Source organism: Polycladomyces abyssicola, from assembly GCF_018326425.1.
Lineage (GTDB): Bacteria > Bacillota > Bacilli > Thermoactinomycetales > JIR-001 > Polycladomyces > Polycladomyces abyssicola.
This window is the reverse complement of the sequence record NZ_AP024601.1, coordinates 2,451,299-2,477,872: the sequence shown is the minus strand read 5'-3', so window position 1 is coordinate 2,477,872 and position 26,574 is coordinate 2,451,299. Positions and strand designations below refer to the sequence as shown.

General features: G+C 53.0%; 23 protein-coding genes, 1 pseudogene and 1 riboswitch. Of the genes and pseudogenes, 19 read left to right on the top strand and 5 right to left on the bottom strand.

Going from position 1 to position 26,574, the window contains the following annotated elements; translation table 11 throughout:
• Positions 1-92: 92 nt before the first annotated feature.
• The 7 genes and pseudogenes from KI215_RS12460 to KI215_RS16360 form a co-directional block, all read left to right on the top strand.
• Positions 93-1,046 (top strand): aldo/keto reductase family protein, encoded by a 954-nt coding sequence (locus KI215_RS12460; RefSeq protein ID WP_212773044.1) that lies wholly within the window; start codon positions 93-95, stop codon positions 1,044-1,046.
• 403 nt (positions 1,047-1,449) lie between these two features.
• Positions 1,450-2,481 carry a nucleotidyltransferase family protein gene (locus tag KI215_RS12455; RefSeq protein WP_212773043.1) on the top strand — a complete coding sequence of 344 codons (1,032 nt, stop codon included), beginning with the start codon at positions 1,450-1,452 and terminating at the stop codon, positions 2,479-2,481.
• Complete coding sequence (locus KI215_RS12450) at positions 2,478-3,668, top strand: glycosyltransferase family 4 protein (RefSeq protein WP_212773042.1); 1,191 nt, start codon at positions 2,478-2,480, stop codon at positions 3,666-3,668. Before KI215_RS12455 ends, KI215_RS12450 begins: the two co-directional genes overlap by 4 nt.
• Positions 3,649-4,764: a glycosyl transferase gene (locus tag KI215_RS12445; protein WP_212773041.1), complete on the top strand. Its 1,116-nt coding sequence runs from the start codon at positions 3,649-3,651 to the stop codon at positions 4,762-4,764. Before KI215_RS12450 ends, KI215_RS12445 begins: the two co-directional genes overlap by 20 nt.
• A complete protein-coding gene (locus KI215_RS12440) occupies positions 4,745-6,163 on the top strand; it encodes a phosphomannomutase/phosphoglucomutase (RefSeq protein WP_212773040.1) in 1,419 nt (472 codons plus the stop codon). Before KI215_RS12445 ends, KI215_RS12440 begins: the two co-directional genes overlap by 20 nt.
• 57 nt (positions 6,164-6,220) lie before the next feature.
• Positions 6,221-7,192, top strand: a complete 972-nt coding sequence (locus KI215_RS12435; protein WP_212773039.1) for a type I phosphomannose isomerase catalytic subunit — start codon at positions 6,221-6,223, stop codon at positions 7,190-7,192.
• 603 nt (positions 7,193-7,795) lie between these two features.
• A pseudogene (locus KI215_RS16360) lies at positions 7,796-7,987 on the top strand (zinc ribbon domain-containing protein); the annotation flags it as partial.
• A 194-nt stretch (positions 7,988-8,181) separates the two neighbouring features.
• Here KI215_RS16360 and KI215_RS12425 read toward each other — a convergent pair.
• A complete protein-coding gene (locus KI215_RS12425; protein WP_212773037.1) occupies positions 8,182-8,724 on the bottom strand; it encodes a methyltransferase family protein in 543 nt (180 codons plus the stop codon).
• An 817-nt stretch (positions 8,725-9,541) separates the two neighbouring features.
• Between KI215_RS12425 and KI215_RS12420 the strand changes: the two genes are divergently transcribed.
• From KI215_RS12420 to KI215_RS12390, 7 genes are all read left to right on the top strand, one after another.
• The gene (locus tag KI215_RS12420; protein WP_246512108.1) at positions 9,542-10,210 is read left to right on the top strand and encodes a class I SAM-dependent methyltransferase; all 669 of its coding nucleotides are present in this window, start codon (positions 9,542-9,544) and stop codon (positions 10,208-10,210) included.
• 277 nt (positions 10,211-10,487) lie between these two features.
• Positions 10,488-10,764: riboswitch (cobalamin riboswitch) on the top strand.
• 302 nt (positions 10,765-11,066) lie between these two features.
• Positions 11,067-13,154, top strand: coding sequence for a ribonucleoside-diphosphate reductase subunit alpha (locus tag KI215_RS12415; protein ID WP_212773036.1), 2,088 nt, complete (start codon positions 11,067-11,069; stop codon positions 13,152-13,154).
• A gap of 156 nt (positions 13,155-13,310) precedes the next feature.
• Positions 13,311-14,345 (top strand): ribonucleotide-diphosphate reductase subunit beta, encoded by a 1,035-nt coding sequence (locus tag KI215_RS12410; RefSeq protein ID WP_212773035.1) that lies wholly within the window; start codon positions 13,311-13,313, stop codon positions 14,343-14,345.
• A gap of 253 nt (positions 14,346-14,598) precedes the next feature.
• Positions 14,599-15,729: a threonine-phosphate decarboxylase CobD gene (cobD, locus tag KI215_RS12405; protein ID WP_212773034.1), complete on the top strand. Its 1,131-nt coding sequence runs from the start codon at positions 14,599-14,601 to the stop codon at positions 15,727-15,729.
• A complete protein-coding gene (locus KI215_RS12400) occupies positions 15,726-16,265 on the top strand; it encodes a bifunctional adenosylcobinamide kinase/adenosylcobinamide-phosphate guanylyltransferase (RefSeq protein ID WP_212773033.1) in 540 nt (179 codons plus the stop codon). The genes cobD and KI215_RS12400 overlap by 4 nt, the downstream gene beginning before the upstream one ends.
• Complete coding sequence (cobS, locus tag KI215_RS12395; RefSeq protein WP_212773032.1) at positions 16,262-16,990, top strand: adenosylcobinamide-GDP ribazoletransferase; 729 nt, start codon at positions 16,262-16,264, stop codon at positions 16,988-16,990. Before KI215_RS12400 ends, cobS begins: the two co-directional genes overlap by 4 nt.
• Positions 16,991-16,994: 4 nt before the next feature.
• Positions 16,995-17,591 (top strand): histidine phosphatase family protein, encoded by a 597-nt coding sequence (locus KI215_RS12390; protein WP_212773031.1) that lies wholly within the window; start codon positions 16,995-16,997, stop codon positions 17,589-17,591.
• Positions 17,592-17,810: 219 nt separating this feature from the next.
• Here the strand turns inward: KI215_RS12390 and KI215_RS12385 are convergent, their stop codons facing one another.
• Both KI215_RS12385 and thiM read right to left on the bottom strand, forming a co-directional pair.
• Complete coding sequence (locus KI215_RS12385; RefSeq protein ID WP_212775186.1) at positions 17,811-18,113, bottom strand: SgrR family transcriptional regulator; 303 nt, start codon at positions 18,111-18,113, stop codon at positions 17,811-17,813.
• 616 nt (positions 18,114-18,729) lie between these two features.
• Complete coding sequence (gene thiM / locus KI215_RS12380) at positions 18,730-19,560, bottom strand: hydroxyethylthiazole kinase (protein WP_212773030.1); 831 nt, start codon at positions 19,558-19,560, stop codon at positions 18,730-18,732.
• 573 nt (positions 19,561-20,133) lie between these two features.
• Here thiM and bacA point away from each other — a divergent pair.
• The 3 genes from bacA to cbiB all read left to right on the top strand — a co-directional run bounded on the left by bacA (position 20,134) and on the right by cbiB (position 22,734).
• Positions 20,134-20,949 (top strand): undecaprenyl-diphosphate phosphatase, encoded by an 816-nt coding sequence (gene bacA, locus KI215_RS12375; RefSeq protein ID WP_212773029.1) that lies wholly within the window; start codon positions 20,134-20,136, stop codon positions 20,947-20,949.
• Between the two features lie 115 nt (positions 20,950-21,064).
• Positions 21,065-21,748 carry an adenosylcobinamide amidohydrolase gene (locus KI215_RS12370; RefSeq protein WP_212773028.1) on the top strand — a complete coding sequence of 228 codons (684 nt, stop codon included), beginning with the start codon at positions 21,065-21,067 and terminating at the stop codon, positions 21,746-21,748.
• Positions 21,745-22,734, top strand: a complete 990-nt coding sequence (gene cbiB, locus KI215_RS12365; protein WP_212773027.1) for an adenosylcobinamide-phosphate synthase CbiB — start codon at positions 21,745-21,747, stop codon at positions 22,732-22,734. Before KI215_RS12370 ends, cbiB begins: the two co-directional genes overlap by 4 nt.
• Here the strand turns inward: cbiB and KI215_RS12360 are convergent.
• Entirely contained in the window at positions 22,706-23,092 is a 387-nt protein-coding gene (locus KI215_RS12360) for a DUF3054 domain-containing protein (protein ID WP_212773026.1), read from the bottom strand. The genes cbiB and KI215_RS12360 overlap by 29 nt on opposite strands.
• A 144-nt stretch (positions 23,093-23,236) precedes the next feature.
• Between KI215_RS12360 and KI215_RS12355 the strand changes: the two genes are divergently transcribed.
• The gene (locus KI215_RS12355; protein WP_212773025.1) at positions 23,237-23,920 is read left to right on the top strand and encodes a serine/threonine protein kinase; all 684 of its coding nucleotides are present in this window, start codon (positions 23,237-23,239) and stop codon (positions 23,918-23,920) included.
• Between the two features lie 234 nt (positions 23,921-24,154).
• Here KI215_RS12355 and KI215_RS12350 read toward each other — a convergent pair whose 3' ends face one another.
• Positions 24,155-25,090 (bottom strand): cation diffusion facilitator family transporter, encoded by a 936-nt coding sequence (locus KI215_RS12350; RefSeq protein WP_212773024.1) that lies wholly within the window; start codon positions 25,088-25,090, stop codon positions 24,155-24,157.
• A gap of 440 nt (positions 25,091-25,530) precedes the next feature.
• Here KI215_RS12350 and KI215_RS12345 point away from each other — a divergent pair, with 440 nt between their 5' ends.
• Positions 25,531-26,550, top strand: coding sequence for an NADH:flavin oxidoreductase/NADH oxidase (locus KI215_RS12345; RefSeq protein WP_212773023.1), 1,020 nt, complete (start codon positions 25,531-25,533; stop codon positions 26,548-26,550).
• Positions 26,551-26,574 lie beyond the last annotated feature (24 nt).

The window sequence follows — 26,574 nt, the reverse complement described above, 5'->3', positions numbered from 1 at the left end:
TACGGACGATGAAATGAAGTTCGTGATAATATAATATTGGAATTGCGGCGGATACCCATTTTTCGAAAACTTTCATGGGAAGGTGATCGAAAATGAAGTACCGTCGACTCGGAAACTCCGGACTGAAAGTGAGCGAAATCAGTCTGGGAAGTTGGCTGACGTACGGTGGCTATGTCGGTAAGGAACAGGCGATCTCCATCATTGACAAGGCTTACGAACTGGGAATCAACTTCTTCGACACGGCCAACATTTACATGCACGGCGAAGCGGAGAAGATCGTTGGCGAAGCCCTGCGAAAGTATCCCCGCGAATCGTACGTGCTGGCGACCAAAGTTTGGGGACCGATGGGCGAACGTCCCAACGATCGGGGATTGTCCCGCAAACATATCATGGAACAGTGTGAAGCCAGCTTGAAGCGGCTTGGCCTCGATTATATCGACGTATACTATTGCCACGCATTTGACTATGATACCCCCATGGAAGAAACGCTGCGGGCGATGGACGACCTCGTCCGGCAAGGCAAAGTGCTGTACATCGGCATCAGCAACTGGACAGCGGCGCAAATCGCCGAAGCCGTATCGATTGTCGACAAATATCTGCTGAACCGGATCGTGGTGAATCAGCCGCTGTACAACATGTTTGCGCGGGAGATTGAGAAGGAAATCATCCCGCTGTGCGAACGGAACGGTATTGGACAAGTTGTCTACTCGCCTCTTGCCCAAGGCGTACTTGCCGGCAAGTACAAAGCAGTGAACGATGCGCCTGCGGGCAGCCGGGCGACCGACAAACACGGTACGGAAACGGTAAAATCCTGGCTGAAAGAGGAGAACTTGCGCAAAGTGGAACGTCTGCGTCCGATCGCAGAAGAACTCGGACTCTCCTTGGCTCAGCTTGCACTGGCCTGGACGCTGCGTCAACCGAACGTTTCCAGTGCGATTATCGGGGCGAGCAGGCCCGAACAGGTGGAAGACAATATCAAAGCCTCGGGAGTTGTGATCCCGGACGAGGCACTGGCGAAGATCGACGAGATTTTGCAGGCATCCTAATACCCAGACTCAGACAGTATCGGGCAGTTCAACAAATGCAACAAGCCGGTTCCCCTATGAAGAGGGGAGCCGGTTTTTTCGTTGTAAGTCTGGATATGGAAGACGAAATATTTTTCGTATTTCGGTAACGAGAATCTGCAATCCGCATCTATCTTTCGAGATATGCCGTGCATTGGCCTTCTTAACCGACTTGTGTTTTTCCACGAATTAGTATATAATGAGATTGTCGTTGTTATCAGCCGCTTGATGTGAGTGCTAACAACCTGCTGTCAGTCGGTGATTTCGGCAGAAGACTTGAGCAGCGCTGCAAACTGTCTTGCTGTCCGGGATGCCACTCTCTTTCATTTACCATTCTTCTCGCTTTGGTCATAGATTCCATATCTAGCCAAATGGGGGGATGTAAATGAAAGCACTGTTGTTAGCTGGCGGATTGGGCACACGTTTGAGACCTCTGACTGAACGCCTCCCCAAGCCCATGGCTCCGGTCGTCAATCGGCCATGGCTGGAACACCTCATCCTACACCTCAAATCACAAGGCATTTCTGAGTTCGTCATCGCTGTCAAGCACAATGCGGATATCATTCGGAAACACTTCGAAGACGGGTGCAAATTCGGCGTTCGCATCGAGTACAGCCAGGAGCCTGAGCTGCTAGGTACAGCTGGGGCCATCAAGCATGCGGAACAACTGTTGACGGACCGGTTCATCGTCGTGAACGCCGACATCATCAATCATGTTGAGCTCTTGCCGTTGCTGGAGTTCCATCAGACGAACGGCGCGCTGGTCACGATTGGGTTGACGGAAGTGGAAGACCCCTCTCACTACGGCGTAGTCCAACAAACCATGTCGGGACGGATCATTCGCTTTGTGGAGAAACCGCCCCGTCACGCCGCACCTTCCAACCGTATCAATGCTGGAATTTACGTGATGGAAAAAGAAGCGTTGAAATGGATCCCGGCCGGTCGCGAGGTGTCGATCGAGCGTGAGACATTTCCGACACTGATTCGTAAGGGTTTCCCCGTCTACGGCTGGCTCGTGCGTGGCTACTGGCTGGATATGGGGACGCTCGACCGTTATCTCGCGTTGCACCGGGACGTTCTCGATGGCAAGTGCGCTCTTCAACCTTCTTACCCTGCGCAAAAAGAAGGAATTTGGACAGGCGAGGACATCGACATATCGGACGACGTGACGCTGGTTCCACCCGTGGTGATCGGAAACGGCGTAAAGGTTGGGCGTGGTTGTGTCGTTGGGCCCTACACGGTACTGGGTGATAAAGTGACGGTTGAACCCGGCAGCTCTTGCTCTCACTCCGTCGTCTTGCCCGGTGCTCGCCTCGAGGGTAACCGTACAATCAGTAATGCTATCGTCGGCCCGGACTTTTCCGTCGAAGTGCAGTCTCCTGTTTATGAAGCGAAAAAGAAGGTGGTTCATAGATGAGTCATGTTGCGTATGTCAGTACGTATGTACCGAAGCGGTGCGGCCTTGCCACCTACACCAGCCATCTCCGTCAGTACGTCCAGAACGCGGAGCAAGGGTGCAAGGCTGACACCGTGATCGCGATGGTCGACCAAAGCGAAGACTTGCAGGCGTACGACCCGTCACTATGGTTCCTCCGCCGCGATGTCCGCGAGGATTATCGCAAGTTGGCCCAACGCGTAAACAACAGCCCAGTCACCGTGGTTTCGCTTCAGCACGAGTTTGGGATATTCGGTGGAAACGCCGGCGAATATGTACTGGATTTTGTGCGTGAGTTGCGCAAGCCGTTGGTCACCACGTTCCACACGGTGCTTGAGTCTCCCCAAGATCCCCTACGCAGTGTGCAAGAAGAAATCGCGCAGCGCAGCGACCGCATTGTGGTGATGAGCCGACGCGCTATTGATTTGTTGGCCAACCAGTACCGGTTGCCGAAGAGCAAGATCGTGTACATCCCGCACGGCACCCCGGTACCATCGCCGGACCGGCGTGAACCGATGCGCAAGCAACTCGGCTGGTCTGACAAGCGAGTCGTGATGACGTTCGGGCTGCTCAGCCGAGGCAAGGGCCTTGAACTGATCCTCAAAGCCTTGCCGGAAGTGGTTCGCCGGGTTCCGAACGTTCTGTACGCCATCGTTGGCCAAACCCACCCGGAGGTGAAAAAACACGAAGGCGAGGCGTATCGGGAACAGCTGAAAGAGATGATCCGGGAGCTCAACTTGGAGCAACACGTTGTGATGATTGACCGCTACCTCTCCGAGGACGAGTTGGTCGACCACATTATGGCTTGCGATCTGTATGTCACACCGTATCCCGGCATGCAACAGATCACGAGCGGAACGCTGGCCTACGCGGTGGGACTCGGCAGACCTGTTTTGAGCACGCCGTACGTGTACGCGCAAGACTTACTCGGTGAATTTGAGGATCTGCTCATCCCGTACGGAGACGTGGACGCTTGGGCGCAGACCATCAGCCGTCTCTTGTCCGATACCACCACTTTGCAGCAATGGGAGCAGCGAATCCAGCAGATTGGGCGTGAAATGTCCTGGCCTCGAGTCGGAGAGTCGCACGCCCGGTTGTTCGGTGAGCTGTCACAGAAACACCGGAAGATTGAATCTGAAGGAAATGCCGTTGGGTCCGTTTCCCGTTAAACTGACCCACCTGCGCCGGCTCACCGACGACACGGGAATCATCGAACACTGCATCGGGAAAATCCCACGTCGAAAGGAAGGCTACTCCACGGACGACAACGCCCGGGCACTTTGGGCCTGTGTCGAATGGAGCCGATACGCCCATCGCACCGGGAACAACGAAGCAGGCGAACAATTGGCCAACCTGGCCGACACGTACTTGGCGTTCTTGGCTTGGGTACAAAAAGATGACGGCCACTTCCACAACAACGTTGCGTACGACCGCCAATGGGAACCTGAGCAGCCGTCAGATGACTGCCTGGGACGCGTGCTGTGGGCCACTGCAACTGCTGCGGTGTGGGATCTCGACCGCGATCGTGCCCGTGTAGCCCAACGTTTGTGCCAAAACGGGTTTCGTGCGATCGGCAGTCTCCGGTTTCCGCGCGGCATGGCGCACGCGCTGTCAGCGGCAAATCTGCTTGTGCGTGAAGCGGAAGCGAATCCTGAACTGGAGCAACCGTTCCGAGACTGGGTGCTGCGTGAGCTGCCGACTGTTGCTCAACAGCTCGGCGAACGGCTGCTCGATCAATACCGGCGCCACGCCCAACCGGAATGGCGGTGGTTTGAGGACACCATGACTTACAGCAATGGCGTCTTTCCCTGGGCGTTGTTCCACTTGCATGCAACGTTCCCGTCCAGCGAGGCGGAACAGACGGCCAAGGACAGCCTCGATTTTCTGATCGAAAAAATGACGGGATCAAACGGCGTGATCCGGCCGATCGGCAACCGCGGATGGTGCACGCCGCAAGGCATCAGCCAGTGGGATCAGCAGCCGGTGGAAGTGATGAAGTTGGCCATGGCCTGCCAACAAGCGTACGAAGTCACCGGGGATCAGGGTTACCGGACGGTGCTGAACAAGTGCCGGGCATGGTTCCACGGCGATAACGACCTCGGTGTACCGATGGCCGACGTGTCGGACGGCTCCTGTTGTGATGGACTGACCGAGAATGGCCCCAATCGCAACCGAGGTGCCGAATCCACATTGGCCTACTTGATCACGGAAGCGATTTTCCATCAAACCAAGGAGGGGGATGACGATGAGTGTGCTGACGAATAAGGATAACGCGATTGCTTCGCATGTATTTCGGGAGTATGACATCCGGGGAATCGTCGGCGAAGAAATCCACGAGTCATTCGCCTACTGGTTGGGTCGGGCGTTTGCCCGCCGGGTGCGCGCGGCTGGCCAACGAACGGTGGTCGTCGGCCGTGACAACCGGCAGAGCTCGCCCGCGCTTGCCCGTGCGGTTGCCGCGGGGCTGAGTGACGAACAGTGTGAAGTGCTGGACATCGGGGAAGTTACCTCGCCAATCTTCTACTTCAGCCTTGAACACCTCGATGTCCCGTCCGGCATCATGGTCACGGCGAGCCACAACCCTCCCAACGAGAACGGATTCAAAGTGGCGCAGAACAAGACGACCCTGTTCGGCGAATCTGTCAAAAGCCTGTACAAGGAAATGGTGGCTATAGCTGAAGAAACCGGCGCCAAACCGGTCATTCGGCAGGACGTTCCGACGAAAGCGGTTGACATTCGCACCCCGTACCTCGACATGTTGCAACAAAAGATCCAATTGGGCGACCGCAAGTTGAAAGTGGTCGTAGACTGCGGTAACGGTACCGCGTCTTCGTTCGCGCCGGAGGCACTGAAGCGTTGGGGATGTGAAGTCGTGCCCCTGTACTGCACGTCGGACCCGACGTTCCCGAACCACCATCCAGACCCCGTCGATCCAAACAACCTCAAGGACCTCATCCGGATGGTCAAGGAGACAGGGGCGGACCTCGGGATTGCATTTGACGGCGATGGCGACCGCCTCGGCGTGGTGGACGAGACGGGCAGCATCCGCTGGGGAGACCAGTTGATGATTCTTTACTGGCGGGAAATTCTGCCCAAATATCCGGGATGTGATGCATTCGTCGAAGTCAAATGTTCGCAGGCGCTGGTCGAAGAAATCAAGCGGCTCGGCGGAAAGCCCCAGTTCCACCGTACGGGTCACTCGCACATCAAGGCCACTCTGCGCAGGACCAACGCGCCGTTTGCAGGGGAAATGTCGGGGCATCTGTTCTTCAACGATGAGTTCTACGGCTTTGACGATGCGTTGTATGCAGCAGGGCGGCTTTTGCGGATCCTGTCTCGGGACACGCGGCCACTCTCCGCTATGTTTGCAGACGTTCCGCAGTACCACGCGACACCGGAGACGCGCGTAACCTGTGAGGAATCGCAAAAGTCGTTGGTAATCGAGCGGGTGAAAGAGCACTTTGCGAAGCGGTACCCGATCGTCGACGTGGACGGAGCGCGTATCCAGTTCCCGTCCGGGTGGGCGTTGGTGCGCAGTTCGAACACGCAACCCATTCTTGTGTTACGGGCCGAAGCGGACAGCGCCGAGAGCCTGGAGGAGATTAAGCGTGAAGTAGAGGACGTCGTGCGGGCCAGCGGCATCACCTCCACCATCCCGTGGTAATGCCGCCGGCATGCACAGTGGACAACCTTGGATCGGGCATGATGGTAGGTGAATCTGATGAACAAATATGAACCTGTCAAATTCACCCCCATCGCCGTGCCGCGGATCTGGGGTGGACACTCGCTGAAATCTTGGTTCGACACCGACACCGACCAACCGATTGGCGAATACTGGGTGGTTTCCAGCCATCCGCATGGCACGAGCGTCGTTGAACAGGGGGCGTTCAAAGGGAAGACGTTGAACGACTTGGTGCGGGAGCACCCGGAAGCATATCTTGGCGACAGCCCGCAACCGCGGTTCCCGCTCCTCATTAAATTTATCGAGGCAGCACAAGATCTTTCCGTTCAAGTGCATCCGGACGACGAGTACGCTCGCAGGGTGGAGTCGGATTTCGGTAAGACCGAGGCGTGGTACGTGCTGGATTGCCCGGATGATGGGCGCGTCATCTACGGTCATCAGTTCAAGTCGCGCCAAGAGTATATGCAGGCTGTCGAAGAGAAGCGCGTAAAGCCGTATCTTGAGTACGTGCCGATCTCGCCGGGGCGGCTGGTGTTCGTACCGTCGCGGACGTTGCACGCGCTGTTGGCCGGTACGATGGTGCTCGAGATCCAGCAAACCTCCGACGTGACGTACCGCGTCTACGATTGGGATCGCGTGGATGAACACGGACGGAGCCGTGAGTTGCACGTAGAAAAAGCAGCCGACGTCCTGCTGTATGGTCCGCAGCCTACTCCCTTCCCAGCGGCACAGGAAATTACTGCTGCAAATGGCATGCGAGGGTCTCGCTTGGTCTCCTGCCCATACTTCACCATTGACAAGTGGAACTTGCAGTCTGGACGACACTCCTTGGAGCATGGGCGCAAGGGCAATCCGGACATCGTGATTGTGACGAACGGGCAAGGTACTCTGCACTGGCCTGACGGTGACATGCCACTGAGTCGCGGAGACGCCGTAATCGTCCCCGCCACGTTGTCCGACTACGCAGTGTCCTGTGCGGGCGAGATAGAAATGATTCGCGTGTTTTATTAAGAGCGAGCGGGAATCAGGGTTGGTATGATAGCGAGTGTCGGATACGGGAGGGTTTCAGCCCTCCCGCATCCTACATTTTTTGTATAAAAATCCATTATCAGGTTTTCCAAGACGTAGCCAAGCGGTTGGACAAAGCATTTCAAGCGTTTTTCCGTCGTCTCGACCGCGGGGAAAAACCGGGCTCCCCTCGATTTCAAGGTAAGTACCCATATAACAGCTTCACCTATCCTCAAACTGGATACAAACTGGATGGGAAAGTATCTGAAACTCTCCAAAATCGGCGATGTGAGAATCAAACTGCACCGCCAGATCGAAGGAAAGAGCAAAACTTGCTCCATCAAGCGAAAAAACGGCAAGTACTACGCTTGCTTCACATATAAGGTGGAGGTAGAGCCTGCAAGCCAATCAGAGAAAAGACGCTACTCACAAAATCAGCTGATATTTGGTGGACAACTATGATCTGATCGCCTTTCAAGACTTGAACATCCGGGGAATGGTGAAAAATCACCGCCTTGCCAAGAGCATTGTCGACACAGGCTGGAGGATGCTGGTTTAATTGACGGCTTACAAGGAGTAGACCGGTAAGCAAGTGAAGCAGTTGATCCCCGCAACACGTCGCAAGTTTGCTTGGAATGCGGTCAGATCGTAAAGAAGACCTTAAAAGAACGTACTCATCGTTGCTCATGCGGATATGTGACTAACAGAGATGTCAATGCCGCAAGAAATATCCAGCTTCGAGCGATGGGATACGTTCCTGGACCGAGATACGAGCTATTAGAACTAACACTTTTCTAGGATTAAGCCATCGCGGATGATGTGGGTTGCCACGCCAGATGAAGCGAGAAGCCCATGGCGAACAAAGGGAGAGACTCAGGTAATTGAGCCGTGTGGAGCAAGACGATACTCCGGTGATGGAGAAAAGTGCCTAAATTCGAGGATTGACATCATCAATCTCAAAAACATCATCCGTTTTTAAAAATAGCTTCGACTTAAAACACAAACGGAATCAAGAGCCAGGAAGATTCCCGATACCGCCGGTACGCCTCCCCGAATTGGTTCTCCAGCATCTGTTCCTCCACGCTCACACGGTAGGAATACGCGGCCAAGTACACTATCAGATTGGCTATCACCGCCGTTATTGACAATGTGGATATGGCAAATCCCAAAAAAACCAACATCGTCCCCAAATAACCCGGATGGCGAATGTATCGGTACCATCCACATTGCACCAAGTGATGTCCCTGTTGAATCCCGATGAAACGACTGAAAAATCTACCCAAGGTGTGCATGGCGGAAGCTCTGATCCAGACACCCGACAAACCGATCATGATCCCAAAAACAAACCATGGATTTCCTATTGTCGGCTTCGGGTCCATAAAGTAGATCGCGGTAGGTGCAACCACCAACAAAAAAAGCGCCAACCCTAGAATGTAAGTGGATAGACAATAATGGCGTATTTCCTTTACTGGCGGTTTCCGTAACCATTCCAACCCCACATACAGTACGACCGGCAAATAAGCAAACGCGATCAAGAAACCCTCTCCCCTGAAATTTCTTTCGGTGTATTTCAATAATATGCATCATGAAGAGGGCTGGACAGGGATAAGAGGAGACCGTCAACGGCGGAAATTGTCTCTTTAATTATGAGAAACATTACATAGCGCAATTGTCCTTTCCAGTTTCACAGCCCTTCGCCGATATGGTATTGGGCTATCAATAAATGTTTGTATCGGACGTAGTCTAGAATGGCACATCCTCCACCTCCCCAGGCAGTATCGACAGAGGGCATTAGTAAAATAGTGACTATGTCACCAACGTTTCAAGGCTCACCTTTAGCTCTAGCTGTACGTGTGCTCTTATAAAGAGCGAGCGGGAAAACCCAGCCCTTCAGGTTTGGGATGAAAGCGAGCGTCGGACGAGGGAGGGCTTAAGCCCTCTTGCAAGTCCGACAGAATTTTGGTACAATTATGTAGAAAAGTGCGAAAACACTTAAAACTACTTTGCGATCGAAATCTCGATAAACTAAACTCACTAGGCTTGGACGAAGCCATCGTGGATGGATGTGGGTTGCCACGCCAGATGAAGCGAGAAGCCCACGGCTTTAGCCGTGTGGGGCAAGTCACGAACTGACCGAGAAAGGGTTACAAATCGCTCGGGATTGGTTGCGGGATATGCTTTCAACACCGGCCCAGGAGTTCCCAGAATTTCCTGCAGCGATCTCCCTATTACCTTTGCTTATCCCCGAACGGATTACTTGGAGCGAAGAGTGGCTTCGCCAGTTCATCGCCTCTGATACAGAGATTGACACTGGGGAATAAGTCCACTCCTTTTTTATATGGAGGAAGTGATATGTCCAAAAAAGCCCAAAAGGGTTATAAGGGAATTGGAATGGACGGTCCCATTGCCACGTGGTACGCGAAAAGTACTCAGAACAACATTGAGGAATACAAAAAAGATGCGGAAAAGGTGGCTGCATGTGTCCCGGAAGAAGCCGCTGTTCTTGAGCTTGCCTCTGGCCCGGGATACTTGTCGATCGAACTTGCAAAACTCGGTAATTACAAAATAACCGGTTTGGACATCAGTAAAAAGTTTGTGGAAATTGCGCGGGAGAAAGCCAAAGAAGCGGGTGTGGAAATTGACTTTCGTCAAGGGGATGCTGCCCGAATGCCCTTTGATGATCAAACATTTGATTTTATCGTCTGTCGAGCGGCCTTTAAAAACTTTTCACAGCCCGTCGCTGCCCTTGACGAGATGAATCGAGTGTTGAAGGACGGCGGAAAAGCTGTGATCATCGATTTACGGGGAGATGTTTCCCCGGAAGCAGTGGACAAACACATAGAAGAGGAGTTGGGTTTGACAGGATTTCAATACCTCCTGACAAAATGGATATTTCGATTGATGCTCATCAAACGGGCTTATACGAAAGAGGAGTTTAGGCAGTTGGTATCAAAGAGTAAATTTCAGACATGCAAGATTCAAGAGGATACGATCGGATTGGAGGTATGGCTTGAGAAGTGACTATCAGTTTACGCGTGATTCGGTCGACATGCTGGTCCCCTAAGGGGGCTTTTTTTCTTGACCTTCCAGTAACTAGATGCATTCGGGGCATGGTGAAGGAGATCGAGATGATTGCTGGAAATAGAAAACACAAGTTGTAGTATTGATCATAAAAGACTCATACAAGGTATGGTGTTTGAATAGATCCCCCGTCATTCATTTTTCGTCTGTTTTTGGCAGATAAAGAAGTTAGACAATGGGAAAACCGATAAGATACAATGAACCTACTTTTGGACAACGACATACCGTGGGAAAAGGTGGAGTGGTTTGTCCACTCCCGAAGAGGGAAGCCGGTGAAAATCCGGCGCGGTCCCGCCACTGTGAATGGGGAGCCGGGCCGTTTGTCACTATCGAAAGACGGGAAGACACGGCCATCAGGGGGCCGGGGGATGTAGCGAAACAGGAGCGAGTGGGAAACAAGATTCCCGGCATCAACCTGTTTTCGAGACATCCACCAGCAGCCCCCCATGCGATGATCCATGAGCCAGGAGACCTGCCTTTTCCGACAACACCGTTGACCTACGAGGATAGGGAGGTGTTTGATGTGCCGCGTGTCGCGATCGGTGTGATCGGCTTGTGCGGGTCGTGCCGTTTTTGTGTTCACGGCTGGATTGGTGTCCCATCAAACACTTCCCTTGTTAGGGAAGTGTTTTTATTTTATCCGCATCTGAAATGGAGAGGGTGCTTGTAGATGGTACAAGTAGAGATGAAGAAAGAATTGGACTGGGAGTCGCTCGTTCGCTCGGTGTGCCTAGAGACGGGGGATCTCGATGCCCAATCACTGATCGTCGTTGCCCGAGCGTAGCTGCGGGAAGGGATGTCGGAGCGGGAGATCCTGCGCACTTTGGCGCAAACGGCGGTGGAACAAACCAGCGTAGAACAACCGGGCTGGCAGTTTGTCGCCGCCCGTTTGCTGGCAGAGGAATTGTATCGTGCGGCGGCGCACAACCGGGGATATGACCGTAAACAGCGGGCATATGGCGATTTTTACGACCTGCTCCAAAAGTTGACGGCGAAAGGGTTGTACGGTTCTTATCTGATGGAACACTACACCGAGACGGAAATCCGTGAGCTGGAAGCCTCAATTCGTCCGGAGCGAGACCGGTTGTTTCATTACATCGGATTGAAGATTTTGGCGGACAGGTATCTCGTGCGGGATTATGACGGTGCGGTGATGGAGTTGCCGCAGGAGCGGTTTATGGTGATCGCGATGCATCTGGCGATGAAAGAGAAAGACCGGTTGACGTGGGCCAAACGGATGTACGATGTGTTGTCCCGGTTGGAAGTAACGGTGGCGACACCGACGATGAGCAATGCGGGGCGGCCGTTGCACCAGCTCTCTTCCTGTTTCATCGATACCGTGGACGATACGCTGTGGTCTATTTACAATACCAACACCGCCACCGCCCAGGTGTCCAAACACGGCGGCGGTGTGGGCATTTATCTGGGAAAAGTTCGCTCCAAAGGGTCCAAAATTCGCGGGCACAAAGGCGCTTCCGGCGGTGTTATCCCCTGGGTGCGCAATTTCAACAATACTGCCGTGGCGGTGGATCAACTGGGTGTGCGTAAAGGGGCGTTCGCCATCTATTTGGACGTGTGGCACGCGGACATCCTGGACTTTTTGAACCTGAAAACCAACAACGGGGACGACCGGTTAAAAGCGCACGACATCTTTCCCGGCGTATGCATTCCCGACCTGTTTATGCGTCGGGTGAAAGAACGGGGTATGTGGTACCTGTTCGACCCGCACGAAGTGCGTGAAGTGATGGGGTTCAGCCTGGAAGACTCCTGGGGAGATGAGTTTGAACGGCGGTATGAGGCGTGTGTCAACCATCCTGAACTGAGCCGTAAGGAAATCCCGGCGATTGAAGTGATGAAGCGTATCATGGTGAGCGCCTATGAAACCGGGACACCGTTTCTGTTCTTCCGCGATACGGTCAACCGACTCAATCCCAACAAACACAAGGGAATGATCTATTCTTCCAACTTGTGCACGGAGATTTGCCAAAACATGTCCCCGACCGAGCTGATCAGTGAGGAGTTGGAGGACGGTGTCATCGTCACTAAGCAAAAACCGGGGGACTTCGTCGTCTGTAACCTGTCGTCTATCAATTTGGGACGGATCACAGACCTGGCGGATTTGGCGCGTATCATCCCGGTCCAGATGCGCATGTTGGACAATGTGATCGATCTCAACCTGTATCCGGTAAAACAGGCGGAAGTGACCAACCGCAAGTACCGGGCCGTCGGATTGGGTACGAGCGGATACCATCAATACTTGGCACAGAAAGGGATCGATTGGGAATCGGAAGAACATCTGGCCGAAGCGGATCGGTCGTTTGAGGAGATCGCTTATCAGACGATCCGGGCCTCGATGGAACTGGCCAAGGAAAAAGGAGCGTATCCGGCATTTGAAGGAAGCGAGTGGCAGACAGGCGCGTTCTTTGACCGGTGCGGTTACACCGGAGAGCGTTGGCAAACACTGCGGGAGGAAGTGAGTCGATACGGGGTGCGCAATGCTTGGATGATCGCCGTCGCACCGACGGGGTCTACCTCGCTCATCGCCGGTTCGACTGCCGGGATCGATCCGGTGTATGCCAAGTTTTTTGTCGAGGAGAAACGGGGAGCGCTGATTCCGCAGACCGCCCCCAATCTATCGGAGAAAACCTTCTGGTATTACAAAGAGGCGCACCGGATCGACCAGATGTGGAGCATTCGTGCTGCAGGCATCCGTCAACGCCACATCGACCAGTCGCAGTCGTTCAATCTGTTTATCACGCCGGACACCAACGCCAAGGCATTTTTGTCCATGTATTTGGCCGCGTGGGAAAACGGGTTGAAAACCGTCTACTATGTGCGCAATCAATCGCTGGAAGTGGAAGAATGCGTCAGCTGTTCGTCCTGAAGTGTGTCCTAACGCTGAGACTGCGGGTGGATCGATTTTGCCCGGATGAGTGACGAGGGCGTGTCAGGTCATTCCGTAAGGGAGCAATGTGGACAGTATTCACCGACACACCCGAATCCAGCTCTGCTTATGCTTGATCGGTAGGAGGAAAGAGATATGGAGAAACTGCAACGAAAAAAGATTTTCAACGAACACGGTCAACGCGGCACCCAGCGCATGATCAACGGCAACACCACCAACCTGCGGGAATGGAACCGTATCAAGTATGATTGGGCGTACAAACTGTATCGCACGATGCTGAACAACTTCTGGATTCCCGAGGAGATATCGCTGACCGGTGATGTCAAACAATTTGAGGAGCTGACACCGGCCGAGCGGCGCGCTTTTGACAAAACGATTTCGTTTCTCAACTTTTTGGATTCCATTCAGTGCGAAAACCTGCCCAACATCCGGGAGTACGTCACGGCACCGGAAGTGGCGTCACTGCTCAACATCCAGGCGTTTCAGGAAGAGATTCACGCCCAATCCTACAGCTATATCCTGGATACCGTCTGTTCGGCGCAGACCCGGGAAAACATCTATGACGAGTGGCGGAACGACGAACACCTGCTGCGCCGCAATCGGTTCATCGCCGATCTCTATCAACAGTTTGTCGAACATCAGGACGACTGGCAGTTTGTCAAAACGTGCATGGCCAACTTCCTGCTGGAATCTCTTTACTTCTACAGCGGATTCACCTTCTTTTATTCGTTGGCCCGGCAAGGAAAAATGACGGCCACAGCCACGATCATCAAATATATTCAACGGGATGAGCTGACCCATGTCGTGCTCTTCCAAAACATGATGAAAGAGATGCAAAAGGAGAACCCGAACTTGTTCACGCCCGAACGGATCGAAGAGTTGCGTGACATGACCCGTACGGCCGTACAGCATGAAATCGGGTGGGGGCAATACATCACTAACAACGAAATCGACGGGTTGAGCAATGAGCTGATTGAACGTTACATCAAATATTTGGCCAATGAGCGGATGAAACGGCTCGGCTTCGGCATTCTGTATCCGGAACAGACAGAACATCCCTTGCGCTGGGTGGAGCATTTTTCCAACCTGAACCAAACCAAAACAGATTTCTTCGAGCAAAAGGTAACCAATTACGCCAAAGCGGGCGGATTGGACTTCGGTGATTTGTGATTCTCATTGATTTGGTGGCGGAAACATGGTGAAATGGAAAGAGAATCGGTCCATGGGCTCAGGTTGTTGACAAAAAACGGGGATTCGCATTTCCCGTCTTCGCTTCGTAGCGACGGCTAGAGTCGCTCAGGATATTCGGACCCGCTCCTCTAAACGAGGGTGTCCGTTTTTCCAAGAGTAATGAATGGTTTCTCAGGCAGGGCCCGATGCCCTGCCTTTTGGCGAATACACATCAATTGGGGAGGGGATCAGTTTGTCCCGGTTGGAACGTTATGGTCATGGTGGCGACAGAGTGACGGCATCTGAGTTGTTCGGTCGTGACCCCGATTCGTTCCTGGATTTCAGCGCCAATATCGTGCCTTTCGGTCCTCCGCCGTCGGTGAAGCAGGCCTTGAAAGGAATACTGGAAACGGAAAGATTACCGGTGATCACCCAGTATCCAGACCCCCGGTCGCGAAGGTTGAAGGCGTTGTTGGCAGAGCGGCACAATCTGACGCCGACCCGGATCGCCATTGGCAACGGTGCGGCCGAGTTGATCGAGCTGATTCTGGATGTGGTGCGGCCGTCGGTTGTCGGGATCGTGTATCCTGCATTTTCGGCTTATACCAGCAGTGCCAAAAAGCGTGACATCGAGATTGTCCCACTGTATGGGGAGGAAGAGAGTCATTTTTTGCCGCCGGTGGAACGCCTTTGCGAACTGGTGCGCAAAACAGATCTGGTGTTTCTGGGCTATCCCAACAATCCGACTGGACTTCGCATCTCCTTTGACGAGCTGAAACAGGTGGCCGAAGAGGCGATACGTTGCCAGACGGTACTGGTGGTGGATGAGGCATTTCTCGATTTCATTCCCGACGGGGAGCGCATGTCGTTGATTGGCCAAATCGAATCGTACCCTAGCGTGATCCTGCTCCGCTCTCTCACCAAATTCTATGCGTTGGCAGGGGTTCGTCTCGGCTATGCGGTGGCCAGTCCCAAGTGGGTCAAACGATTGGAACAACGTCAGGTTCCATGGAGCGTCAATACGGTCGCACAGGTGCTCGGCGAAGCGGCCCTTCAGGATCAGGAGTACGAACAGAGGGTTCGTGAATGGGTACAGCAGGCGCGGATGTCTTTGCGCATGCAGTTGAGCCGAATCCCGGGGTTGAAAGTGTACCCGAGCGAAACCAACTATCTCATGGTTCGTCTTGAACGGGAGGGAAAAACAGCGGCATGGTTGCAGGAACAACTGGGACGGCAGGGGATTCTGATTCGTAACTGTGCTGATTACCCCGGACTGGACGAGCGTTATTTCCGCGTGGCCGTGCGGACGGACGAAGAGCATGAACGGTTGGTGAAGGTCCTGAAACAATGTCTGGATCAGGATGAGGAGGCGGCTTCTTCGTGAGCGTGGTGATGGTGACCGGCGGAGTTCGTTCCGGCAAAAGCGCCTTCGCGGAAGAAATCTGCCGGTCTTGGGGAGGGCGTGTCCTCTACGTTGCCACGGGTGGGACTCCCCGGGATGAAGAGATGCGGGCGAGAGTGGAGCTTCACCGCCAACGTCGCCCGCACGATTGGGGATTGATCGAGGAGCCGCTGGAACCGCAAAAGTGGCTGTCCCATCCCGAACCCTACGACATCGTACTGATTGACTCCCTTTCCTCATGGGTGGCCAACCGGGTGATGGGTATCGACGAATCAGACCGGGAGAAATTTCGCCGATTGCCTGAAGAGCTGGAAACGGAATGGAACCGGTTCCTTCCCTGTTTTAGCCGACAAAAAACGGTGATCGTCACCGATGAAACGGGATTGGGCGGTGTGGCCCTGTCACCGATGGGGCGGTTGTTTCAGGAAGCGTTGGGGAGAGTCAACCAACTCACTGCCCGATTCGCCGATGAAGTGTGGATGGTGGTTTCGGGGATTCCCTGGAGGTTGAAAGGATGAGAGGATTTTGGTCCGCATTGGCCTTTTTGACGCGTATACCCATCCCCGCCCGTTTGCTTCATTCGGACGGATGGAGAAGCAGTCCAGTGTTCTATCCTGCGGTGGGCGGTGTGATCGGGTTGTGCCTCGCCGGGTTCAACTGGTTGACGGAGCCTTGGCTGCCTCCTTGGATTCGCACCGTACTGGTTGTGGGGGTGTGGGTGCGACTGACGGGAGGCCTTCATCTGGACGGATTGATGGATACGGCGGACGGGATGGGGGCCAACCGGGACCGTGAACAAACCTTGACCATCATGAAGGACAGCCGGGTCGGGGCGATGGGCGTTTTGGCCGCATTGTTTGTGATATTGGTGAAAATGGCTGCGGTGCATGATATGGGTCTTAGCGCCGCAGCTGCGCTGTTTTCCGCCCCCGTGGCCGGTAGGATGGCAATCCTGTCGGCCATATATTTCTGGCCGTATGTTCGGCAGGACGGGGTTGGTTCCCAGTTGAAAGCAGCGCTAACAGGGTGGCAGGTGGCCGGTGCGTATGCTTTCGGCATCATCCTGCTCGCGGTGGCAGACGGTTGGCTTGCCATGTTACCGTTGACCATCACCCTGGTGGTGACGGTGTGGATGGCCAGGCGAGTGATCCGCAGGATCGGTGGATTGACGGGTGACGTGTACGGCGCGATCGTGGAAGTAACGGAGGCGACGGTGTTGGTCGCATTTTGCGTGTGGAGGTGAGGGTGTGCGGCTGATCTGGGTGCGTCACGGAGAGACGGAGGGCAACCGGCAGGGACGGTATGTCGGCCATTGGGATGATCCAATCAATGAGCGGGGGAGACAACAGGCGCGTATGGTGGCGGAGCGACTTTCCCGGGAACGGGTGTCGGCGATCTACACCAGTGATTTGTGTCGCGCCAAAGAAACGGCATCCATAATTGCTGCTCATCATCCGTTGGTGCGGCTTACGATCACACCTTTGTTGCGTGAATGTGGCTTCGGAGAATGGGAAGGGCGAACGTACGACGAGATTGCGGCGAACGAAGAAATACATTTGCGGCGCTGGTATGATGATCCCTGGTGTGTGTCACCGCCCGGCGGAGAATGTTTGCAGGAGATGGAACAACGCATAAGCCGATGGTTGGAAGCAGTGGCCGTTTGCTACGGAAGTGGGGATACATTGGTGGCGGTTGCCCACGCAGGCCCGATTCGCCTGTTTCATGCCAAGTGGGTGAAACGGAATCCGCGTGCACTGTGGGATTTTTCCCTGCCGCACGGTGGAGTGTTGGCGGTTCGCCGAAGCAGAGACGGATGGGAGGAAGAGCCGTGGAACCCGTCATGATGCCATGTGTAGGGATTGCTTTTCGTTTCGGGATGCCATATTCCATTACAGATGTGTCTACCATTTACGTAAATATGGCGTGGAGGTAACGGGGGAATTCATAGTGTTGGATTTGAAACGGTCATGATTGTGCTGTACATCATTGCTAGTTCGATGGCGATGTGGTTGGGTGTTTGGATATTCAAAAATGTTCTTTTAGGAAACAGCCATTTTCAATGATCATTTGTCTCCCTTCACAAAAAACCATCTCCCCGTTGTCGTGGCAACCATGGTGGGCGTCAACGTTCGGGACGGTTCACTCCAATCGATCATGGGGAAGCTCAGTTCCTTCATCATGTAAGTATAGCAGGATTGTCGCACGTCGGCGGGGATACCTTTTCGCTTGATCAGTCGAACGGCCTCTTTGAACTCCCCCTGCTTTACTAACATGCGGAAATAGGGAGGGATCACTTCCTGCAGGGAGCGCTTGAACTGCAATTTGGAACGGTTTCCCCGTCCCCCGCCGGATTTCCAATATATCAGCCCCTCGTCGCTTTCGGTGTGGGCCGTTTATTTCGTTTACCCGAAAGTGGTTTCTGACTGCTCTTTTTGAAATACACATTTTCGTCCGGATTCATCGGTCATATGCTATGTGTCACTATCGCGTTCAAGGTCAAATACTCTTGTAATGAATCGATATTTCAGAAATAGACTCAGGAAGGGTTAACCGTCGTTCGTGTGGAATTATTGTGGAGGAGGAGTCTGAGGAGCGGGTCGCGTTCCTTTCTTCGTCATCTGGCGGAGAAAGGAGGTGATGCTTGTGGCGGAAACGATCTCTTTGCTATCGCTGGTCTTGCAGGTCATCGCAACGACCGTATTGGTGATACAAGTCATCGTTCACGTCGTGACATCACGAAAAAAGTGACCCGTGGGCCGGCAAGCTTCGGGGTCACTTTTTCGTGATCTGAGTTTGTTTGAACGCGGCCCTTACCAAGGGCTCCTCCTCTTCTTACTCATATTATACGCACATTTTGCCGAAAAAATCAAACTGATTTTGGGATGAGAAACGAACGGTAGGAGTGTATTAGCATCTTCTCAGATTCCCCCTTCGCCAGTCATTTCGATTGATCGAGACCGTGTGCGAAGGGGGGGCATCTTCTCAAAGGTTCGGTGAGGGTGCGACCTGCCGGATTTTTGCTTTCTCCGCGATTTTTTCAGCGTTCAGTCCGGCCATCGCATCGAAGAACCGCCATTTGAAACTGCCCGGTCCGTCTGCCGATTCTCCGCCGATCTCTCCGCCGATCTCTCCCGCGATCGTGTAGGCGGTGACGGCGGCGACAGCAGCGATCCAAGGATCGTCAGCCACCGGAGCAAAGCAACCGAGGACGGAGGCGCCCATACAGCCAGTTCCGGTAATGCATCCCATCATGTGATGCCCGTTGTCAACGCAAGCGGTTCGGGTACCGTCAGTGATGATGTCCGTTTTCCCCGTTACCACCACCACGGTGCTTAGTTGCCGGGCCAGTGTTTGTGCCGCCTGAATGGGATCAGCGGCCACTTCGCCCGCGTCCACACCGCGCACTTCGGCCCGCTCCCCCGCCAATGTGGCGATTTCCGCAGCATTTCCCTTGACGATGGTCACTTGAACCTCTTCTAGTATGCGCCGGACACTTTCCGTTCGAAAATGGGTCGCACCGGCGCCCACCGGGTCCAATACCACGGGGATGCCGCGACGGTTTGCTTGTTTCCCCGCCAACAGCATGGCCGCCACTTGAGACGACGTCAACATGCCGATGTTCAGCACCAAGGAGGACGCCAATCCTACCATTTCCTCCACTTCTTCCGGCGCATGCGCCATGACGGGAGCACCGCCGGTGTGCAGGGTGATATTGGCACAATCGTTAATCGTCACCGTATTGGTGATGTGATGAACCAACGGGCGCATTTCTCTCACGCGGTTCAACAGTTCTGCGAATGTGCGGATTTCCATAACAAATCCTCCTCATGATACAAAGTTGAAAAGGGTTTGCCGCACCCGGACTCACGGATGATGTCCTTTGAACCATTTGTGTGTCTTCTTCTTCACTTGACAATTGTAACATTTTCTGAGAAACTCACATCCGCATTTGGATGGAAAAACCATCCTTTCCCTTCTGTTCATCCGTTTCTCATTTTATTTTCATGTTTTCGTGTTTAACTGAAGGTCGGATCTTTACCCCGTTTCGTTTTTTTGAACTGTGCGTCCAAGATATGGAGTGGTGGTGAAACACTTTGCTACAATAGGCGTTAGGTATAGATGCTGGGGGTGTGTCCGGTCATTGTTGATACCTGTGGGAGGGCGTCCTCAACCCTAAGGCGACCTTTGAGTGAATCCAAACCAGGAGCAAGAGGGAAAAGGCCACCCGGACAAAGGGATTTGTCAGACACACCTCATAGGACACTAACCGCTTTGGACACAGTTTCGGGAAACGAAAGGGTGGTGCTGGGATCGGTTCTGGTATAACGTTGAAGCAACCAACGGAAACGCCATCAGCAAAGAAAACGAACATGGAGTTGAAACATCATGCCGGATATCATCATCGGTCTTATCTTGGGTATGGTGGAAGGGTTGACGGAGTTTGCACCCGTTTCTTCCACCGGTCACATGATTTTGGTCGGTCATCTGCTCGGATTTCAAGGTACCGATCGTGCTTCCACGTTTGAAGTGGTCGTTCAGCTCGGATCGATATTGGCTGTTGTGGTGGTCTTCTGGAAACGAATCCTCAATATCGTGGGATTGTACAAGTTACCAGAAGAAGGGACCGATGGGCAAAAGGGACATCTCAACGCTCTTCACATCTTGTGTGGGATGATTCCTGCCGTCGTGGTGGGTGGATTGTTCCATGATTATATTAAACACAAATTATTTACTGCCAATACCGTACTGATCGGTTTGGTTGCCGGCGGGGTGATCATGATCTTGGCAGAGGTGTTCCGCCGGGCGCGGCCCAAAGCCACCAGTCTGGACCAGGTAACATATGGACAAGCGTTTTCGGTCGGCCTGTTTCAATGCTTGGCCCTGTGGCCCGGATTTTCGCGGTCCGGTTCGACGATCTCGGGCGGATTGTTGGTGGGCATGAACCACAAAACCGCTTCGGAGTTCACGTTTATCCTCGCCGTGCCCATGATGGTGGCCGCTTCGGCCAAAGATTTGTATGAAAGCTGGGACAAACTGTCTATTCACGATCTTCCGCTGTTCATCACGGGATTTGTCACTGCGTTCGTGGTGGCGATGTTGGCGATCAAATACTTCCTCAAGCTGATCGACAAAGTCAAGCTTACCCCGTTTGCCCTCTACCGTTTCGCCGTTGCGGTAGTGTACGGTCTGCTTGTACTGTAATATCGAAAAACCTGTTGGATTTGTCCAACAGGTTTTCCTTTTTTCATCATGCCATCGTCTTCCTCTCTCATTTCCGATATGATAGAAACGAACCAAGAAAAATCCGGAGGTTAACATGCATTCAACGCAGATACGACAATGGACGGAAAACGGCGTTTCCTATCGCATCGGGGCAGATTATGTTTCCATTCGGATGGAGCGGGAGTGGAGCGTACTCAGCAATGCACCGGTCAACGGCGGTTGGCGCCAGACCAATCATCTGGTGAACCGTCACGTACCGCATGGATATTGTGAAGCCGACCCCATCCGTGAGACAAAAAAGTGGATGGCGGATCACGGATTTGATGCGGATCGGACTGTTGCCCTGTTGACAGCAGCATGGACGGACCGCGCTGCTGTGGTGAAGCGGTCGGAAACAGGGGTGACGGTGACGGCTGTGGTGACGGCGGGGGTGAGCAATGCAGCACGGGCGGGCAAACCGGGGCCTATTTATAGGGATGTGCCGTCGCCGGGAACGATTAATATCCTGCTGTTGGTGGACGGGCGGCTGACCGAAGCCGCCATGGTCAACACGGTGATCACGGCGACCGAAGCGAAATCGGCTGCATTGCAGGTACTGGGCGTAAAAGACCGGGACGGGGATCAGGCAACGGGAACAACCACCGACGTGGTGGCGGTGGCGGCTTCCCAACGTACCGTAGAAGGTGTGGTGCATCATTATGCAGGTTTGGCCACCCCTCTGGGACAAGCGGTGGGACAAGCGGTATACCGCGCGTTGACGGAGGCGTTGAGCGGATGATGACCGCATGGATGTTGCTGGCCGCGTACATATTGGATCGTTTGATCGGCGATCCCCGTTGGCTGCCGCATCCCGTCGTCGGAATGGGGAAAGTGATTGCGGCGACGGAAAAAAGGTTGCGACGCATCATGGGTAGATGGAAAGAGAGGGCAGCCCTTACACCGACGCGCGTTCGTTTGCTGGGGATCGTTTTGCCGGTCGTAGTGGCGGGGGGAGCGTTTGCCGTTACTTGGTTGCTGGTGATATTGGCAGAGGCTGTCCACCCATGGTTGGGGTGGGGACTGGAAACGGTACTTGTCGCCACCACCATCGCGACGAAAGGATTGGCGGACGCGGGCAAGGCGATCTGGTCACCGCTGGTCAAAGGGAATCTGGCAGAAGCGAGGCGCGCGTTGTCCATGGTGGTAGGCAGGGACATCGAGCGGTTGGATGAAGGGGAAATCGTGCGCGGGGGGGTGGAGACGATCGCCGAAAATATCGTGGACGCGGTAACCGCGCCGTTATTTTTTGCGGCGATCGGCGGTGCCCCGCTGGCGATGGCGTACCGGGCGGTCAACACGCTGGACGCCATGGTCGGGTATCGGGATGAGCGGTATCTGTATTTGGGATGGGCTTCCGCCCGGCTGGACGATGTCGTCAATTGGTTGCCAGCTCGTTTAACCGTATGGCCCATGTTGGCGGCTATGGTCTTTTTACGTTTGGATGGGCGTCATGCATGGCAAATAATAAGGAGAGACGCACATCGGCATCCCAGCCCCAACAGCGGTATTCCCGAGGCCGCGATGGCAGGCGGCTTGGGCATTCGGCTGGGTGGAACCAATTGGTACCGGGGTGTGCCTTCTCACCGGGGGTATTTGGGCGATCCCAAGGAGGCGTTGCATCCGCGTCATATTTGTGAATCCATCCGTGTATTGTATTGGACGACGGGGTTGTATGTCTGTATACTGGCAGTCGCCATCATCGGGATCGACGTTGCCGCCAGGTAAAACCCCATCGCCACAACCACATCATCAACAGAAGCGTAACTGTCGTGACCACGTAAAAAATGAAAATGATATGGTGCCCAAGAAGAATGCCGCGCAAATACGAGCCCAGCGGTGCGGCAATCAACACTGTTAGCCCCACGCGCCAAGTTACGGAAAGAAAACGGGTCTGTACATCCGAGCGGTATAGCCCCATCAACGGGGCGATTACCAGCCAAGCAAGCGCAAAAGGAAACGTGGTCCAAAGGATGGCACCAACATTCAAAGGCAGGTAATGACTGATTCGACCGATTACGGTGAACAGCACCAATACCAACAGATCACCGGCGATCATACTGATCATGGACGTGCTTCTTTGCATCGTATCCCTCCTTTTCCCCGTTTCAGTATAACCGAAAGATGGGGAATCTTGGACCGATGTGACCGAAAAAAAGGCGGCGGCCCGCGTGAACGCAAAATGTCGTCGCTACAAAACGCGAGCTTTCAACCAGCGAGGAGGGCCTGGATGTTTTGGAAACCGGTTGAACCGCTGTTAGAGCAAATTGAATTGGAGTACAACCCGGAAAATGAGCCCGTCACTGTCAAGTTTTTGCCGCCGCCGTTGAAGTTAATCGGCGTTGGTACGGATGCAGTGGTCGTACAACATCCGGAATATCGGGATATTGTGTTCAAGGTGTACACGAAGGAACGGGTGGACGCCAAAGAGGACGAATATCGGGCATATCAACGGCTGGCCGGTTCCCCTTACTTTGCCGTGTGTCACGGTGCGGGAGACCGCTATCTCGTTTTGAGCTACGAGGAAGGCATGACCTTGTACGATTGTCTAGTCCAGGGCGTTAACATCCCCGAAAATATCATCGACGAAGTGGAAAAAGCCCGTCAGTATGCACGGAGTGTCGGCTTGAATCCGCGTGATATTCATCTGAAAAACGTGCTGTTGCAAGATGGTCATGCCAAACTTATCGACGTGTCTGAATATGTGAAACCGGGCAATGACGGACGTTGGGATCACCTCGTTCAAGCCTATCATTTGTACTATCCGTATATCGCAGGGAAGAAGATCCCGATTTGGATGATGGAAATGGTAAAGCGAGCCTACTATGCACAAAAAGCGGCCGGGAATTTCTCCGTGCAAGAATTTGGACGTCAATTGTTGAACGCACTCTTGAAAAAATGGATGAAAAATTAAAGGAACGATCTGATGAACGGCGGAGGGCGTCTACCATGTGTATGTCCGGTAGACGCCCATGAAGCTTTGTCAAGCAGACCCGATAGGTCTGCTTGATGTTTGTTATTGATGGGATTGATATTGTCCTGGACGTTGCAGGGTGTGTCTGATCCAGATCATCCGCATTGATCCCCATATATATCATAAAATTAATTTTATTTTGAATAATGTTCTGGTTATTTAAGCCAGTGGTGATCAGGATTTTGTCGTTAAAAATTGTTTTCCGTAATCTCCATGATCATGAATAGCAGGATGTTCGGTTTGGATGGTCGAATGTTGAATCCCATATTTTTCTTTGAGGATATGATTGATTTCCTGGATCACCTCAAACGGTTGAACATCTTCGTGTATGAAAACATGCGCCGTTAAAGAGTAATGGTCAGTGGAAACAGCCCACAAATGCAATTCATGGACATCCTTTACCCCTTCCACCTTGCTGATTTCTTCGCGGATGGAATCAAGATCAAATTTGTCAGGCACAGCTTCCATCAAAATCAGAAAGGATTCTCGGATAATCTTTGCCCCCCCGTAGAAAATGATCCCACCAATGATCATACTGATCAATGGATCAAAAATGGAATAACCTGTAAGGTAAATTAGAAAGGAAGAAACAATAATCCCGACGGAACTGAGCAAATCTCCGATAAAGTGCCAGAGTGCACTTTGAATGTTCAAATTTTCTTCTTCCTTTGAGCTTCGACTGAGAATGGTGGTGAGAACAATGTTGACAATCAACCCCACTATAGCGATCATCAACATCAATTGCATGTGAATGTCTCGCGGCTGAATCAATCGGTGTATACCCTCAATGAATATGCCAATGGCAATTACGACGAGTGCCAGCCCATTTAGGAATGAAGCAATGATCTCAAAACGAAGGAAACCGAATGTGTATTTCCGATTTGGGTTTCGTGTTGCCAGATAACTGGCAGTTAAGCTCAATCCCAGAGCGAAAACATCCGAAATCATGTGAGCCGAATCGGACAATAGAGCGAGAGAATTGGATAACCAGCCACCTACAATTTCTACGACTGTAAAAACTAGAGTCAGCAATAGGGTAATCCATAATGTTTTCTTTGATGATTGCTGTTCTTTTACGTGATTCAGGTGATGGTAATCATATGTTTTCACATTATTTCCCTGCCTTAATTAGAATAATTATTATTAAGTAGCTGTTATAATCGTACACTTCTTTTTCACAAATATCAAGTGAACGTTGTATGGATCATACAAATGATTTTCATTTGCGGATTTGTTTGGTAGGCATAGCAGCTTCGTGGGAATAAACACACTTCTCCAAAGGAAGTCATTGCTTGGATTCGGTTTGGTGAGATTCCGACATGATCCTAGGGGTATTTTATGCGAACAGGAATAGGGAAATGGAAAAAAGGGAATCGAAATGGGGGATAACTTTACCGTAGGTTATCAGTCAACCTTTACCTCTTTTACCGGTTTCGATTGGCTACAGCATCCATAACAACTTACCTTTTACAATCTACTTCACTTTCCGATGATATTTTTGCTATGATAAAAAAGTACGGCACATTCGCGATGGAGGAGTGGAAGAAGCGATGGCGGGTTTGTTCGATCCTATTACGTTACGGGGGATGACGGTTAAAAACCGCATCATGATGTCTCCGATGTGTCAGTACAGCGTGGACACTTTGGACGGTCATCCCAACGACTGGCATTACGTTCATTATGTTTCCCGGGCTGTCGGCGGAACGGGCCTGATCATGATCGAAATGACGGACGTACATCCGGACGGTCGCATCACTGACAGGGATCTGGGAATTTGGTCGGATGAACATATTCCGTCGTTCCGGCGCATTGTGGAAGCGTGTCACCAATATGGAGCCAAAGTAGGTATCCAAATCGCACACGCAGGTCGAAAAGCGGAGTCGGAAAGCCTTCGTCCCCAGGCGCCGTCGGCCATTCCGTTTTCGGAGCGGTTTCGTGTACCGCATGAGTTGACCACCGACGAAGTCAAGGAGTTGGTAGAGGCGTTTGGAAAGGCCGCAGAACGGGCAGTGGCCGCCGGATTCGATACGATCGAATTGCACGGTGCTCATGGGTATTTGATCCATCAATTCCTGTCCAAGCTTTCCAACCGTCGTACGGATGAATACGGAGAACCGGAACGGTTTGCCGCCGAGGTGATTCAGACGGTTCGCCGACGGATTCCTGACGATATGCCGCTTTTGATGAGGCTGTCGGCTGTGGAATATACGGAAGGCGGGTACACTTTGGAAGATACGATCGAGCGTTGCCGTCTGTTCCATGAACTGGGGGTGGATGCGTTCGACGTAAGCAGTGGCGGTGAAAGCCCTGTGGCCCCGCCGATCAAGACGGGTGTACCGGGTTACCAGGTACCGTTTGCCGCCGCCATTCGGGAAGCGGTGGGGGTGCCGGTGATCGCTGTTGGCGGTTTGGATGATCCGAAAGTGGCGGAAATGGTGTTGCAAAATGGGCAAGCCGATATGGTGGCTGTTGGAAGGGCCATGCTGCGCGATCCCTATTGGGCCAATAACGCAGCGTTGGCGTTGGGACGGTCTCACGTGTTGCCTCAGCAGTATGCGCGGGCGTTTTAAGGAGTGAGGTGAATCGGGAAACAC

Bases quoted from the DNA above. Each gene is read 5' to 3' on its own strand.
- KI215_RS12435 (WP_212773039.1), top strand. From the start codon at position 6,221: ATGAACAAATATGAACCTGTCAAATTCACCCCCATCGCCGTGCCGCGG.
- KI215_RS12450 (WP_212773042.1), top strand. From the start codon at position 2,478: ATGAGTCATGTTGCGTATGTCAGTACGTATGTACCGAAGCGGTGCGGC.
- KI215_RS12460 (WP_212773044.1), top strand. From the start codon at position 93: ATGAAGTACCGTCGACTCGGAAACTCCGGACTGAAAGTGAGCGAAATC.
- cobS (WP_212773032.1), top strand. From the start codon at position 16,262: ATGAGAGGATTTTGGTCCGCATTGGCCTTTTTGACGCGTATACCCATC.
- KI215_RS12415 (WP_212773036.1), top strand. From the start codon at position 11,067: ATGTCGGAGCGGGAGATCCTGCGCACTTTGGCGCAAACGGCGGTGGAA.
- KI215_RS12370 (WP_212773028.1), top strand. From the start codon at position 21,065: ATGCATTCAACGCAGATACGACAATGGACGGAAAACGGCGTTTCCTAT.
- thiM (WP_212773030.1), bottom strand. From the start codon at position 19,560: ATGGAAATCCGCACATTCGCAGAACTGTTGAACCGCGTGAGAGAAATG.
- KI215_RS12420 (WP_246512108.1), top strand. From the start codon at position 9,542: ATGTCCAAAAAAGCCCAAAAGGGTTATAAGGGAATTGGAATGGACGGT.
- KI215_RS12360 (WP_212773026.1), bottom strand. From the start codon at position 23,092: ATGCAAAGAAGCACGTCCATGATCAGTATGATCGCCGGTGATCTGTTG.
- KI215_RS12440 (WP_212773040.1), top strand. From the start codon at position 4,745: ATGAGTGTGCTGACGAATAAGGATAACGCGATTGCTTCGCATGTATTT.
- KI215_RS12455 (WP_212773043.1), top strand. From the start codon at position 1,450: ATGAAAGCACTGTTGTTAGCTGGCGGATTGGGCACACGTTTGAGACCT.
- cbiB (WP_212773027.1), top strand. From the start codon at position 21,745: ATGATGACCGCATGGATGTTGCTGGCCGCGTACATATTGGATCGTTTG.
- KI215_RS12345 (WP_212773023.1), top strand. From the start codon at position 25,531: ATGGCGGGTTTGTTCGATCCTATTACGTTACGGGGGATGACGGTTAAA.
- KI215_RS12410 (WP_212773035.1), top strand. From the start codon at position 13,311: ATGGAGAAACTGCAACGAAAAAAGATTTTCAACGAACACGGTCAACGC.
- KI215_RS12355 (WP_212773025.1), top strand. From the start codon at position 23,237: ATGTTTTGGAAACCGGTTGAACCGCTGTTAGAGCAAATTGAATTGGAG.
- bacA (WP_212773029.1), top strand. From the start codon at position 20,134: ATGCCGGATATCATCATCGGTCTTATCTTGGGTATGGTGGAAGGGTTG.